This is a genomic window from Veillonella sp. CAG:933, assembly GCF_000431435.1.
Lineage (GTDB): Bacteria > Bacillota > Negativicutes > Veillonellales > Veillonellaceae > Veillonella_A.
This window is the reverse complement of sequence record NZ_HF986203.1, coordinates 35,083-47,144: the sequence shown is the minus strand read 5'-3', so window position 1 is coordinate 47,144 and position 12,062 is coordinate 35,083. Positions and strand designations below refer to the sequence as shown.

Genomic DNA, 12,062 nt, shown 5'->3' with positions numbered 1-12,062 from the left:
CCACACACACTTTTTGTCCTATAAGCCTACTTCTACAAATATAGTAAAAATGCGGTTTGAAGCTACGAACATAGCTTCAAACCGCATTTATTATATTTCATCATCAGTCACCGCGTTAGTACCGCGCGTACCGGTTCGAATCCGCATAGCATCTTCCACGTCATATACAAAAATCTTACCATCTCCAACTTCACCGGTCTGCAAAGTATCACGGGCCGTATCCATTACCAGATCGACCGGTATATCACATACAACAGTTTCAACTTTAACCATAGGCACTAAATTTACTGTATATTCTTTGCCGCGATAGACTTCGGTATGTCCTTTTTGCAAACCACAGCCAAATACTTGAGACACCGTCATACCTTGAACGCCTATACGATTCAAAGCTTCTTTTAGATCTTCTAATTGTTCTGCGCGGGCTATTATATCTACTTTTTTCATCCGTTTCACGCTACCACATCCTTTGTATGTTAATTAACAGTATTGTACCGTTGGTAAATTCTATTTTTCATGAAAACCATCTTAAACCAGTGAATGGTGATCGGACGTAATAAAACGGCCGCTACTTTTAAATTCAGATTGATTATATGCTTCTTCACCATGTTCACTAATATCAACGCCTAAGGATTCAGCACCGATGCTGACACGCATATCCATAAAGAGACTGACTACTTTAAAAATGACAACAGTACCGATAATAGAAAAGAGAACAGCTACAATGATAGAAACCAATTGAGGCAACAATAAATCGCCGCCATAGAACAAACCGTCGGCACCATCCGGATTGACACTAACCGTAGCAAATAATCCGGTAGCAATAGCGCCCCACATGCCGCCTACACCATGAATACCGAAGGCGTCAAGGGAGTCATCATAGCCGAGCTTATTTTTCAAAATAGCTACCGCCACATAGCAGCAGATAGCGCCGATTAAACCGACGAAAATAGCAGCGACAGGTGTTACAAAACCGGCTGCCGGTGTGATGGCAACAAGTCCTGCTACGCCACCGGATACAGCGCCCAATACAGTCGGTTTGCCGCGATGATATCGTTCGGCCAATACCCAACCGACAACACCGATAGCTGCCGCTATTTGAGTTGTTACCAGAGCATTGGCGGCCAGCGGTCCGGCTCCGAGAGCGGAACCGGCGTTAAAACCAAACCAACCGAACCATAATATGGCACCGCCGAGAACGGTCATTGGCAAATGATGAGGTAACATCGGCATGCGTCCATAACCGCGACGCCGTCCTAATAGTAAGCAAAGGACCAGGCCGGAAACACCGGATAATATATGAATAACAAGACCGCCGGCAAAGTCGAGCGCTCCTAATTGAGCGAGGAAGCCGCCGCCCCATACCCAATGAGCCATAGTATTATACACTAATAAGGACCAAATGACAGAAAATACGACAAAAGGAGCAAAACGCATGCGCCCTGTAATAGAACCACTCATAATGGCCGGTGTAATTACGGCAAACATGCATTGGAAGGCAACAAAAGCCATTTCCGGAATATTCACGCCATCCATAATATTATTTTGCGTTCCGATAAGGCCTATTTTATCAAGATTGCCAATGACACCATCAACATCGCTACCGAAAATTAAGGTGTAGCCTATCAGCATAAATTCCACGGAAACCACACCAATTAAAAAGAAACTTTCCATGATTGTATTAAGTACATTTTTACTGCGTTCCATACCGCCATAAAACAAGGCAAGGCCCGGCGTCATAAAGAACACCAAGGTTGCCGCCACGAGTACCCAGGCCGTATTACCTGTATCGATAGTAACCATAATAAACTCCTTTCATAAACAAAAAGCGCCTAGTCTCAGAATCATCTGAGGACTAGGCGCCGTTACCTAACTATTCTGTTTGTAAGCTTACACGTACATACTATAACATGTCGCTACATATGTCAACATGTTTTATAGACTATAGAAATCGATTTTTTGAAATTAAGTTACAGCTGTTTTATTTTTGAGTATATAAGCGTCAGCAGAACATGCGGCAAGGCTGTATTATAAGGGGAACGGCTTATATTGCTAATTTGAATGGCACGTCTTATAATATGAGTAACTAACACGCCTACTAAATTTAAAAAGCCCGTAACCACGCATGGTTACAGGCTTTCTCGTTTATAGGTTAGGCTCTTTTATGTACGATTTTCTACTTGTTACTCAACCGTTGCTCAACCGGTAATAAATTTTTTTGAGTAGGTAGAAGTTCTACAGCATCGACTAATTGTTGTATTGTTTTATGTGTGTAGGTGCCTTCGGTAACATCTTTGATACTATGACCTATGATAAGTTTTATGATGTGCTGTTTAATATCCGCATTCGACGCCATTGTTGCGAACGTGTGCCTGCCGTCGTGGGGTAGGTGACCGTCCTTCTTCCAATGACGTATCAATTTCTCATATTGCCCTATAACACCGTATAGCGTTTCATGATGTTTAAACCGAGCTTGATTAATAAGTTCGAACATAAAGGGCAGTATGCACTTGGCGATAGGGATGACTCGGTTTTTACCGGATTTAGTTTTACTTCCCCCAATAACATAACCTTCCTTTAAATGCGTGTCCTCAACTCGTAAATTGATTAACTCTCGTGGCCGCATTCCGGTGTAGATGTAAATAAGCTTGAGTTTATTAATACCTTCATTTTGATTCTGCCATAAGGTTAATATCTCTTCCGGTGTATACGGTTTATGAATATTCCTCTCTTCAGCAGGGGGACGTACCACGTATTTAGAGTAGTCCTTGACTTCAATATCATTTTTTATGGCCGCAGTAAATGTACCTGACATGGCCGCTACAATTTTATCAATGGCTGACCGAGAAGACGCTTTGTTATCATCTATGATACGTTGTAAATGAACGAGGCGTATCTCGCATATAGGCATGTCCATTAACTCCATCAAACGTTTTTCCGCCATTTTATAGTTGTCTATCGATGACTTACTGTTGCCACGACGTACCTTGTCCTCCATCATCCATTTAAAGCATTGCCCAAAAGTAATATTCTGATAATCAAATGTTTTAGGATCGCCGTTATAATCTTTCAAAAAGTCTAAGGCTTCACGGGCCGTACGAAATGTTCCAACAGTTTTTCGAATCATACGGCCTTCTTCGTCTTCCGCAACGGTAATAACAGCCCGGTAGGGCTTACGTAGCGGTTTGTGTTTCATTTTATATACAGAACCTGTTCCATTCGCTCTTCGCATAAAAAATCACGCTCCTGTCTAAAAATAGGTATGGTTAATAGACCTGGAGCGTGTACCGTGATATAATTAAATTACTGAGTATGTGGCACTTCTCCAGGTGTTGTATATGAATCCCTCATCCGTTGCCGCGGGTGGGGGATTTTTTTATTTTAATTGATTAGAAGGGGATGGTATCCTCATCCCAGGAGGATGCTTCAGTTGTTGTAGGGGAACTATGCTGTGTGTCGTATTCATCTTTCCATGATGTTAGAGCTTTTTCTTTAAAATAAAGGCTTTCTTTTCCACACTTAGGACAATATCGAAAATGCGGATCTAATTTTTCCCCGCAGTCTTCACAGACATTTTGAGTAGGTAGCGAACAAATCGGGCAGTAGTTCCAATCAGAATCTATGTTTTCGAGTTCGCAACGTGGGCATGTTTCTGTTCTTCCGTTATCTATATTTTGGGGATATGTTTTGTAGTCCATAATAGGCAACTCTCCTGTTACATCTCCGTAAAAAAAGTTGATAAGATAGTTATTTTTGTGATACCACATAAGGCTTTTATTGCCACAAACCGGGCAATATTCTATAGACCTCGTATTTGCTACAAATAAATGACTACACTTTGAACAGTATTTAGTGTTAATAAAAGAGGAAAACCGATTACTAAAAAATTTAAGAGTTTTTGGAATAGTGAGAAAGTTAATTCTCTTAATTTGTTCAATACCTACTGTGGCGCACAAATGGGATACTCCAAATATATTACTAACTATATCGGCATCATGGGGATTCGTTAAATTGGTTAAATATAACAATGGCCTCGAACGAATTAATTCACCGGCAAACATGTCAGCTTCTCTTTCTCTATAATCTCTAGATGACGTATTGGCAAACCTTGGTAAAAAGCCATTGGGTGAATTTTCATGGTGCCCGAGTAATATATGGCCTAACTCATGGGCTAATGTAAACGGGATACGGTTAACTTGAGCCTTATCTTCGTAGAAGACGATATATCTTTTGCCATCTTTATAACAGAGCCCGTCAATTTGTTTAAGTCTTAGTTTTTGGATAAAAGCTGCGAAAGGGCTAGACTCTGCTTCTGTAAAAGATTCTAATTGAATTCCTAAATCCATGTAAATAGATCTTAAGTCAATTGGTACAGAACAAATCTGTAAATCCTTTAATAATCTCCAAGCTGTTTTGGTGGCATGATTATAATCGGGTTGATTCAATGTGAACTCCTTTTATTTGCTTTCTTTACTTTTTTTATCGAGAAAATATTTTGCCATATTTTCGATTTGCTCAAAATCGTCTGGGGAAAGCTCGTCTTGGGCACGCATTAAAACTCTAGAATAGTTTTTAGTATTATCTTCGGATGAATACCCTAATAATTCAACTGGAGTTACTTGCAGAGCATTAGCGATTTTAATTAGCTTACTACGTGGAGGATCTATTTTTCCGGCCTCTATTTTTGCGATACTTGTTCTGTCTTTATAGCCTACTTTAACTGCTAATTCTTCTTGTGACAATTTTAAATTTTCTCGTAAATTTCGAATTTTTTCATTTAATTTCATGATTTTCTCCTGTTAATTCGAATACGTTCTCTATTCATAGAATAATATATGTGTGAAAAAAAAGCAACAAAAAAATTAAAAAATGTTGACTTTTAATCTCGGATTGTGTATTATGTTTGTGTGATTATAAATCACGGAAAGGAGTATTTATGGATGATTTAAAGAAAATAATTAGAGAGAAGGGGCTAAAAGTATTTTGGGTTGCAAAACAATTAGGGCTTTCAAGGGAAGGATTATACAAGAAGTTGTCCGGGGAGAGGGAATTTAAAGCTTCTGAAATCTATAAGTTAGGAGTAATCCTTTCCCTATCAGCTCAAGAAGTACAGGATATTTTTTTTAAAAATAAAAGTGATTAAAAATCACTTAAGGAGGAATCTTATGAATGAATTAATACCAATTAAAGTTAAGTCTGATGATAGTCAATTTATTAGTGGCCGTGATTTGCATATGTTCTTGGAAATTGGAACACAATACACAAAATGGTTTGAAAGAATGTGTGAATACGGTTTTAGTGAAAATGATGACTTCAGAACTGTTAGTCAAAAAAGACTAACAGCTCAAGGTAACGAATCTACCTTTTTAGATCACGAACTGACTATCGACATGGCTAAGCAATTGTGTATGTTAGCTCGCAACGAAAAAGGGCGTCAAGCTAGAGAATACTTTATTCAAATTGAACGGGATTGGAATAGTCCAGAAAAAGTCATGGGGAGAGCGTTAAAGATTGCGGACAGGACAATCCAAAATCAAAAATTAGTGATTGCTCAGCAGTCTCAACAGTTATCTGAATTACAACCTAAAGCCACTTATTACGATTTAATTCTTCAAAATGACAGTTTACTGAGCGTAACTCAAATCGCGAAAGATTATGGTATGAGTGCTAAGAAATTGAACCGGTTATTAGAAGAAGAAAAAGTCCAATATAAGCAAAGTGGCCAATGGTTTTTGTATCAAAAATATGCCGATAAAGGGTATACCAGTAGCAAAACAACTGTGTTAGATGCAGATCGTTCGGTAATGCATACTTACTGGACGCAACAAGGAAGATTGTTCATTTATAGTTTGCTGAAAAGTAAAGGATACCTACCTTTAATTGAACAAATGGGGTGATAGACAATGCCAGAAAATACAAAAGAGCTGGAGTTATTGGCACAACTGCCGGTCCTTCAGCGTATCAAATTATAAGAGGAACACGTAATTGATTTAGAGCAAACTCTATTAGAGATATTACATAATCTTAAGAAGACACGAGAGGTGATGTAAGCAATGTTATCAAATAAAAAAAAGAGCCCTTAGTGAAGGCTAAGATAGTTCAAAAGTGAAAGGACAACTGAGTAATGATACATATTGATTTGAGTTTATTTGAATGCTTAATCTTCCTTGTCGCTTTCTTCATGTGCTTTTGTTCTTTTAGGTGGGCTAATACGCTTATGCAAGATGAAAGAGGTGAAACTATGAATTTAGCTTTAAAAATTGACGTGAATGTAGAAGTATCGATTGAATCTTTAGACGTCGGTGAATTTGAACGATGGGTCGAAATGTTGGCCAAAATACAAAAAGAGTACAGCTGCAACTGCACTCTTTCTGTTAAAAGTTAAAGTTGATTGTATCACAAATACGGAGGAAAAAATCATGAACATAAACATTATCGCACATACTGATTCGTTTAGAGATGCCTATCTCTTTATCAAAGGTACCAAGAAGTTGGAAAAAGCGGCTGGTATACCTTGCACGCTTACAATTATGGCGAACACACCGGATATGATTAAGCCGATAGCAAAGACGGAGGGACTAAAAAATGATTAAGCCAATCACACAATTTTTTAAACTGCTTTATCAAGCACTGTCCGGACGGGACTACGATACCGGGAAGAAACGAGAAACTGCTGAGGAACACTTACGGGATGCCCGGATTACATCACGAATTAACATCGTGATTATTTGGTTGGCCGTCCTTGTTACGATTTTGAACGTAACCATGTTCATACTACGGCGAGTTGGGTATTGATTAACCAAAAAAGAATTGTGCTAATGCTATTAAAACACTAACAATGGCAAGATATTTTGCTATATCGGAGTTCTTAGTTGCTAGTCTGCTTTCTTTTAAGCTAGCTTCAGCGATAGCGATGCTTTTCTCGGCGAGCTCATCAGATTTACGTTGTTGAAGTAGCTGGGCAAGTCGATTATCCCCGGCAACAGATAAATCAAAAGTATCTTCCGGTTTAAATTCGTACGGGGCGACAAATTCGGCAGGTTCATCGAGAAATTGGAAGTAAGCTGTTTTAAAACGGTTAGGACTGAATACTCGCACTGTTCTTCCCAAAGGCTCTTCGGAAAGAAACTCAGGATCATCGCATAAATAGCTATTCATGGTCGACGAATTAAGAGCCGGTACCAGTTCTTTAAAACTAGCGTAGGTATTTTTACCATCGTGAACTGCCCAAATGAGCTTATCGATTTGAGTATTCGTTAACGTAAATGCTGCTTTCTCGTATTCATCGACTTTAGCCCAATAGGCATCGTATTCTTGCTGTTGCCAAGCATTCCTTATTAAAGGACTGGTAAGCGTTTGATTAACGCTTTGTGCCCACTCTTTAGCACTGCTAAGAGGTTTTGTGAATTGCTGGACATCCTGTGCTAAATCACGGACTGCCGATGAAGGTTTTGTAGCTTGTTGCACAAGGGGATCGGTTGGGTTGATTTTATCATCTGACATTGATTTAATCCTTTCTGCTGATGCGTAATAATTTCTATTCATATTATATCAAATTTTAACACAGGAAAGGAGGAAACGTGAAATGACAATACAAGAGCTTGTTTACAACGTGTACCGGGATACGGACGTATACAAAAATACCGAAGTATCGGAGCTACTTAATATCTCATCGGCACAGGTTCGTATCGCTAAATCAAAATTAGCCCGGAAGGGACTTATATCGGTCGAACCGTGCGGCGGTAAAGTGGAAATACTTAAGCCGTTCCGGGAAGATATTGTGGCTCCGGAGCCCACCTATAAAGCAGCCATCTACAAAGAAATGTTGGAGCTTTATTTAGAGGACTTCCGGAACCAAGACACTTTTAGGGATCGAGTGCTAGTTGGCCAAGAGATTCGTATGATTTTAAAACAGATTTAAGGAGGTAATAGTATGAGTAACAAAACTCTAAAAGTAAGTGAAGCTGCGGAATTAATGGGTGTAACCGAACAGTTTATCCGTGCGGCTCTAAAACGTGATAAGTTCCCTCTATGGGGAAAAGCTGTACGCATGAAAGAAGGCGGAAAGTGCTATCGCTACATTATCTTAAAGGAACCATTTATGAAGTACATTAAAGGTGATTGGGATGCGACGGAAGTCAACGCAGAAGGCTAATAAGGAAGTAGCACCAGCCTATCCGGTAAAAGCTATCGACACACCTATGCGAAAAGTATGCCACCGGTGCGGTAGAGAAATCACACATAGGCCTAATCGCTTGATGTACGACAGTAGCTATGGCGTCATAACTGTATGTGATGTGTGCTGGGCTGCTAATTTAAGGCAAAAGAGGAGGTTATCATGAGTAAAATAATTACCCGGTTTTTACTAATCCGTGATGGTGATGAAGTAAAGCGACAGATTGAAGAGCAGTACGGTTCGGTAAATAAGTTTTGCGATGAACGTGGAGTTATTCGGAGAACATTAAATAAGGCATTGGCCGGTGAAGGTATCATGTTTGGGCCGGCTACTAAGATTGCATTAGGCATCGGAGCCTTTGAAACGTTCGATGAGTTTGAGTCGGACCAATATTACGAGTAAAGGAGATAGGAAATGACTATTGAATCGCTAATGACCAACATATGGCTAATGATGCTGGAAGCTTTTGTACTAGGTGCCGTGGTAACTGTTGTCGCCGGTTTGGTAATTCGGGAAGTGCTGAAACGTCGGAATTATCACGATGTGGTGGTCGACGTAGTTGAGCCGGAATCCCAAAATTGGGAAGTAAATTTAGCTAAAGCCTTTAATCAAGAAACATTAACCGATTGGAAAGGCGTACGGAAAGGAGCTCGAAAATGAAACGTAAAGTAGAATTGATGCAGTTACTCGAAAAACTTCGCACACATGCAAGTGAAGTTACCAAAACAGAAGGATTTGTACCTGCTGAAATAGCTTATACAATCTGGGACAGCTTAGTCGAGTTAGACGACGATGTTGAATTAAAGTTATCCGACGAGGAGTGTAACATGATGACGCTCGTAATATCGTTAGCGGCCGCTCTCGAAAATGCTTGCCAATTAATGGGAGCCGGTTACGAAAAATATGCTGTAAGTGTACTGGCCTTGTCGTATCAACTTACAGATGCCTTGTCTGATTTTTATGATTTAATCTCAAAGCATTAAGAAAGGAGTTGTAAACGATGGCACTAGCACAAGGATCGTACGCCTTACTATGTTTAGACTATTGGTATCTAAAGGCGTCACTTTCACTAAATGAGTTTTGCAAAGAACGAAAAATTAATCCGGTCCTTAGAAATGAAGCGTTCAGAATGTTATACAGGGCGCACGCAATGTATAGTTTAGAGCTTACACCGTATCCGATGAACAGCGTTATGCACCGGTGTGATTTTAGCAATTTGGCAGAGCCTACGTTGCCTAATATTATGCAGGCACTACAAGATGGGGAAATGCCAGATGATAGATGCCTTGTCGATTTTAAAGCCGGTATGGAAAGAGTATTTAAAAGATAGTAAAGGAGGTGGTTCCGATGCACGATGTAAGCCTTTTAGGCAAAAGAAAAAGTCCCTTAACTGCTGGAACAGTTAAAGGACAATAGAAAAATATCTACTTAAGCTCAGTATATCACGTTTTCACAAGAAAGGAAAACTAGCCATGATCGAAATTAAAATTTCCGGTAACACCGCCGAAGAAGTAAAAAGTAAAGTAGTATCCTTGTTTAATCAGTTAACTGCCACAACAGAGGCTTATGAACAGACTAAGCAGGCCTTTGAACAGACTAAACAAGTAGCACAAAAGAAAGCGACTCTTATTCCTAAGGAAAAAGCTCCAGACAAAGAAACTAAACCGGCTAAAGCTGAACCGGTAGTCGATACAGTATCGATTGAAGTACCGGCTGAACCTGAAAAACAGGAAGAGGCGAGTGCTATGGCTAAAGCATTCTTAGATGCCAAAGATGCCAAAGATGTTAAAGATGCTAAAGATGCTAAAGCCTACACCGTTGATGAAGTCCGTGCGGCTGCTAAAGAGTTTTTATTGGCCAACCCAAAAGAACGCAAACCTTTATTAACAGCATTCCTTCACGACGAATTAAAGGTTAAGGATATTACGACTATGGATCCTTCTTTATACGGTCGTGTGATGGACTTTGTAAAGAGCCATGAGTAAACACGCCCTATTGTCTGCGTCGAGTTCGTACAGGTGGCTGAGGTGTACTCCCTCAGCCTGCCTGGAACAGCAATTCGAGGATGAGCAGTCCCCTTACGCAGCAGAAGGGACAAAGGCCCACGCCTTAGCAGAAACACTCTTAAATCGTTTATTGTTTGACATGAACTACGATGAGAGTGAAGCAGAACCGGAACCCTATAGCCGTGAAATGTCAGAAGCCGTTAGCCAATATGTTGACATCTGCATGGAAAAAGCTAACGAAGCCCGGAAACGTTCAGCTGATGCGGAAATTATGATAGAAGCACGGCTCGACTATAGCGAATGGGCTCCGGAAGGATTTGGCACCGGCGATTTGGTTATCGTAGCTGATGAGGTACTGGAAGTCGTGGACTTAAAGTACGGAAAAGGCGTGCCGGTGTCAGCGATAAATAACTCGCAGATGCGTTTATATGCATTAGGTGCGTACGCGGCCTACAGTCTACTCTATGATATTAAAACCGTCAAAATGACTATCGTACAGCCCCGTTTAGACTCGGTAACTACCGATACTATGGCTATAGTAGATTTACTCGCATGGGGCGAATCGATTAAACCGGTAGCCAAACAAGCCTTCGAAGGTGACGGCGATTGTGTGGCCGGTAGTCACTGTGGATTTTGTAAAGTACGACATTTGTGCCGGGCTTTAGCGGATACGTGCCTTGAAGAGTTTTACAGAATGGGCGGTAAGAAGACCAACTTACTAATGGATAGTGAAGTAGCCCGCATCCTCGATATGTATCCGGTTATTAAGCGATGGCTTGAAGATGTGAACGAATACGCTATCCAAAAAGCTGTTAGCGGTGAAAAGGATTGGCCGGGCTATAAAGTCGTTGAAGGTACATCGAAACGTAAAATCACGGAGCCAATAAAGGCGGCACAGGCGTTATTAGCGGCCGACTATGAGGCATCGGAAATTTATAGACCACAGGAACTTAAAACCATTACGGATTTGACCAAATTATTAGGCCGTAACGGCTTTAATGAAATCGTCGGACCGTATGTAGTAAAGCCACCGGGAAAACCGACACTGGCTCCGTTATCGGACCCTCGGAAACCGATGGAATTAAATACTGTAACAGCAGAAGATTTTGATGATGATTTATAAGAAAGAGGTAATGATTATGTCTAAAGTTAAAACCCGTTTAGTTCGTTTATCCTATGTTACATTGGCCGAAGCCGAACCTGATATGCAGGGTAATAAATTTTACAGCACACAGATTTTAATCGACAAGAACGACAAAGAAACTGTGAAAGCCTTCCAGGATGCGGTCGAAGAATTGAAACGTGACCCGAAAGCATTGGCCAAAGTAAATAACAATGCGAAAGCTATCACTGTTCCATTCCGTGACGGTGATACTGATACAGCGGATTATGTGGCCAATGCACCGGACGTGTATGCTGGCAAGTACTTCTTAAATGCTAAAAACTCTAAACGCCCTCAAATCCTTGGCGTAAACAAGGAAGTGTTAGAGCCATTTGAAGTGGAAGATGAAGTATACAGCGGATGCTATGCACAGTGCATCTTAGGTTTGTATGTATATAACTCCAACGGTAATAAAGGTGTAGGTGTTGGTTTAAACGGTGTGCGTAAAGTAAAAGACGGTGACCGTTTAGGCGGTGTAACCGTATCGGCGGATGATTTCGACGATGATTTGGTAGAAGATAACGACGATATCTTATAAGAGGTATCGATATGGAACTCTCAATCGATATTGAAACGTATAGCGAATGCCCAATTAAATATAGCGTATATCGGTACGTTGATGATCCTTCGTTTGAGATTCTCCTATTTGGATATTGTTTTGATGACGGGCCTGTAGAGGTCGTGGATTTAACAAAAGAAGAGCTGCCGCCACAAGTAGTGG

20 protein-coding genes are annotated in these 12,062 nt (G+C 40.4%); 14 read left to right on the top strand and 6 right to left on the bottom strand.

Annotated elements, in window-relative coordinates; all coding sequences use genetic code 11:
- Window positions 1–90: 90 nt before the first annotated feature.
- The 5 genes from QZL64_RS07440 to QZL64_RS07420 all read right to left on the bottom strand — a co-directional run bounded on the left by QZL64_RS07440 (window position 91) and on the right by QZL64_RS07420 (window position 4,784).
- Window positions 91–444: a P-II family nitrogen regulator gene (locus tag QZL64_RS07440; RefSeq protein WP_226974666.1), complete on the bottom strand. Its 354-nt coding sequence runs from the start codon at window positions 442–444 to the stop codon at window positions 91–93.
- 81 nt (window positions 445–525) lie between these two features.
- The gene (locus tag QZL64_RS07435) at window positions 526–1,800 is read right to left on the bottom strand and encodes an ammonium transporter (protein WP_021841379.1); all 1,275 of its coding nucleotides are present in this window, start codon (window positions 1,798–1,800) and stop codon (window positions 526–528) included.
- Between the two features lie 373 nt (window positions 1,801–2,173).
- Window positions 2,174–3,229 (bottom strand): tyrosine-type recombinase/integrase, encoded by a 1,056-nt coding sequence (locus QZL64_RS07430; protein ID WP_021841378.1) that lies wholly within the window; start codon window positions 3,227–3,229, stop codon window positions 2,174–2,176.
- 157 nt (window positions 3,230–3,386) lie between these two features.
- Entirely contained in the window at window positions 3,387–4,442 is a 1,056-nt protein-coding gene (locus QZL64_RS07425) for an ImmA/IrrE family metallo-endopeptidase (RefSeq protein ID WP_021841377.1), read from the bottom strand.
- Window positions 4,443–4,454: 12 nt separating this feature from the next.
- Window positions 4,455–4,784 (bottom strand): helix-turn-helix domain-containing protein, encoded by a 330-nt coding sequence (locus QZL64_RS07420; RefSeq protein WP_021841376.1) that lies wholly within the window; start codon window positions 4,782–4,784, stop codon window positions 4,455–4,457.
- A gap of 149 nt (window positions 4,785–4,933) precedes the next feature.
- Between QZL64_RS07420 and QZL64_RS07415 the strand changes: the two genes are divergently transcribed.
- From QZL64_RS07415 to QZL64_RS07395, 5 genes are all read left to right on the top strand, one after another.
- Window positions 4,934–5,140, top strand: a complete 207-nt coding sequence (locus QZL64_RS07415) for a hypothetical protein (protein ID WP_021841375.1) — start codon at window positions 4,934–4,936, stop codon at window positions 5,138–5,140.
- A gap of 22 nt (window positions 5,141–5,162) precedes the next feature.
- Window positions 5,163–5,894, top strand: a complete 732-nt coding sequence (locus QZL64_RS07410; RefSeq protein ID WP_021841374.1) for a phage antirepressor KilAC domain-containing protein — start codon at window positions 5,163–5,165, stop codon at window positions 5,892–5,894.
- A gap of 320 nt (window positions 5,895–6,214) precedes the next feature.
- Window positions 6,215–6,382, top strand: a complete 168-nt coding sequence (locus QZL64_RS07405) for a hypothetical protein (RefSeq protein ID WP_296309444.1) — start codon at window positions 6,215–6,217, stop codon at window positions 6,380–6,382.
- A 34-nt stretch (window positions 6,383–6,416) separates the two neighbouring features.
- On the top strand, window positions 6,417–6,590 hold the full coding sequence (locus QZL64_RS07400; RefSeq protein ID WP_021841372.1) for a hypothetical protein: 174 nt from the start codon (window positions 6,417–6,419) through the stop codon (window positions 6,588–6,590).
- Complete coding sequence (locus QZL64_RS07395; protein WP_006555813.1) at window positions 6,583–6,792, top strand: hypothetical protein; 210 nt, start codon at window positions 6,583–6,585, stop codon at window positions 6,790–6,792. The genes QZL64_RS07400 and QZL64_RS07395 overlap by 8 nt, the downstream gene beginning before the upstream one ends.
- Here the strand turns inward: QZL64_RS07395 and QZL64_RS07390 are convergent, their stop codons facing one another.
- Window positions 6,793–7,500 (bottom strand): hypothetical protein, encoded by a 708-nt coding sequence (locus QZL64_RS07390; RefSeq protein WP_021841371.1) that lies wholly within the window; start codon window positions 7,498–7,500, stop codon window positions 6,793–6,795.
- Window positions 7,501–7,582: 82 nt separating this feature from the next.
- Here QZL64_RS07390 and QZL64_RS07385 point away from each other — a divergent pair, with 82 nt between their 5' ends.
- From QZL64_RS07385 to QZL64_RS07345, 9 genes are all read left to right on the top strand, one after another.
- Window positions 7,583–7,918, top strand: coding sequence for a hypothetical protein (locus QZL64_RS07385; protein WP_021841370.1), 336 nt, complete (start codon window positions 7,583–7,585; stop codon window positions 7,916–7,918).
- Between the two features lie 12 nt (window positions 7,919–7,930).
- A complete protein-coding gene (locus QZL64_RS07380) occupies window positions 7,931–8,152 on the top strand; it encodes a hypothetical protein (RefSeq protein WP_021841369.1) in 222 nt (73 codons plus the stop codon).
- A 183-nt stretch (window positions 8,153–8,335) separates the two neighbouring features.
- On the top strand, window positions 8,336–8,575 hold the full coding sequence (locus QZL64_RS07375) for a hypothetical protein (RefSeq protein ID WP_021841368.1): 240 nt from the start codon (window positions 8,336–8,338) through the stop codon (window positions 8,573–8,575).
- Window positions 8,576–8,587: 12 nt separating this feature from the next.
- Window positions 8,588–8,833 (top strand): hypothetical protein, encoded by a 246-nt coding sequence (locus QZL64_RS07370; RefSeq protein ID WP_021841367.1) that lies wholly within the window; start codon window positions 8,588–8,590, stop codon window positions 8,831–8,833.
- Complete coding sequence (locus QZL64_RS07365; protein WP_021841366.1) at window positions 8,830–9,156, top strand: hypothetical protein; 327 nt, start codon at window positions 8,830–8,832, stop codon at window positions 9,154–9,156. Before QZL64_RS07370 ends, QZL64_RS07365 begins: the two co-directional genes overlap by 4 nt.
- Window positions 9,157–9,173: 17 nt before the next feature.
- On the top strand, window positions 9,174–9,503 hold the full coding sequence (locus QZL64_RS07360) for a hypothetical protein (protein ID WP_021841365.1): 330 nt from the start codon (window positions 9,174–9,176) through the stop codon (window positions 9,501–9,503).
- 142 nt (window positions 9,504–9,645) lie between these two features.
- Window positions 9,646–10,158, top strand: a complete 513-nt coding sequence (locus QZL64_RS07355) for a hypothetical protein (protein WP_021841364.1) — start codon at window positions 9,646–9,648, stop codon at window positions 10,156–10,158.
- Window positions 10,151–11,302 carry a DUF2800 domain-containing protein gene (locus tag QZL64_RS07350; RefSeq protein WP_021841363.1) on the top strand — a complete coding sequence of 384 codons (1,152 nt, stop codon included), beginning with the start codon at window positions 10,151–10,153 and terminating at the stop codon, window positions 11,300–11,302. Before QZL64_RS07355 ends, QZL64_RS07350 begins: the two co-directional genes overlap by 8 nt.
- A 16-nt stretch (window positions 11,303–11,318) precedes the next feature.
- Window positions 11,319–11,879, top strand: a complete 561-nt coding sequence (locus QZL64_RS07345; RefSeq protein ID WP_021841362.1) for a DUF2815 family protein — start codon at window positions 11,319–11,321, stop codon at window positions 11,877–11,879.
- Window positions 11,880–12,062: the final 183 nt, after the last annotated feature.

What these genes read in the sequence shown, in the direction of transcription:
- QZL64_RS07395 (WP_006555813.1), top strand. Translation starts at nt 6,583, where the DNA reads ATGATTAAGCCAATCACACAATTTTTTAAACTGCTTTATCAAGCACTG.
- QZL64_RS07360 (WP_021841365.1), top strand. Translation starts at nt 9,174, where the DNA reads ATGGCACTAGCACAAGGATCGTACGCCTTACTATGTTTAGACTATTGG.
- QZL64_RS07420 (WP_021841376.1), bottom strand. Translation starts at nt 4,784, where the DNA reads ATGAAATTAAATGAAAAAATTCGAAATTTACGAGAAAATTTAAAATTG.
- QZL64_RS07430 (WP_021841378.1), bottom strand. Translation starts at nt 3,229, where the DNA reads ATGCGAAGAGCGAATGGAACAGGTTCTGTATATAAAATGAAACACAAA.
- QZL64_RS07390 (WP_021841371.1), bottom strand. Translation starts at nt 7,500, where the DNA reads ATGTCAGATGATAAAATCAACCCAACCGATCCCCTTGTGCAACAAGCT.
- QZL64_RS07355 (WP_021841364.1), top strand. Translation starts at nt 9,646, where the DNA reads ATGATCGAAATTAAAATTTCCGGTAACACCGCCGAAGAAGTAAAAAGT.
- QZL64_RS07345 (WP_021841362.1), top strand. Translation starts at nt 11,319, where the DNA reads ATGTCTAAAGTTAAAACCCGTTTAGTTCGTTTATCCTATGTTACATTG.
- QZL64_RS07350 (WP_021841363.1), top strand. Translation starts at nt 10,151, where the DNA reads ATGAGTAAACACGCCCTATTGTCTGCGTCGAGTTCGTACAGGTGGCTG.
- QZL64_RS07365 (WP_021841366.1), top strand. Translation starts at nt 8,830, where the DNA reads ATGAAACGTAAAGTAGAATTGATGCAGTTACTCGAAAAACTTCGCACA.
- QZL64_RS07375 (WP_021841368.1), top strand. Translation starts at nt 8,336, where the DNA reads ATGAGTAAAATAATTACCCGGTTTTTACTAATCCGTGATGGTGATGAA.
- QZL64_RS07400 (WP_021841372.1), top strand. Translation starts at nt 6,417, where the DNA reads ATGAACATAAACATTATCGCACATACTGATTCGTTTAGAGATGCCTAT.
- QZL64_RS07415 (WP_021841375.1), top strand. Translation starts at nt 4,934, where the DNA reads ATGGATGATTTAAAGAAAATAATTAGAGAGAAGGGGCTAAAAGTATTT.
- QZL64_RS07405 (WP_296309444.1), top strand. Translation starts at nt 6,215, where the DNA reads ATGCAAGATGAAAGAGGTGAAACTATGAATTTAGCTTTAAAAATTGAC.
- QZL64_RS07385 (WP_021841370.1), top strand. Translation starts at nt 7,583, where the DNA reads ATGACAATACAAGAGCTTGTTTACAACGTGTACCGGGATACGGACGTA.
- QZL64_RS07380 (WP_021841369.1), top strand. Translation starts at nt 7,931, where the DNA reads ATGAGTAACAAAACTCTAAAAGTAAGTGAAGCTGCGGAATTAATGGGT.
- QZL64_RS07440 (WP_226974666.1), bottom strand. Translation starts at nt 444, where the DNA reads ATGAAAAAAGTAGATATAATAGCCCGCGCAGAACAATTAGAAGATCTA.
- QZL64_RS07410 (WP_021841374.1), top strand. Translation starts at nt 5,163, where the DNA reads ATGAATGAATTAATACCAATTAAAGTTAAGTCTGATGATAGTCAATTT.
- QZL64_RS07435 (WP_021841379.1), bottom strand. Translation starts at nt 1,800, where the DNA reads ATGGTTACTATCGATACAGGTAATACGGCCTGGGTACTCGTGGCGGCA.
- QZL64_RS07370 (WP_021841367.1), top strand. Translation starts at nt 8,588, where the DNA reads ATGACTATTGAATCGCTAATGACCAACATATGGCTAATGATGCTGGAA.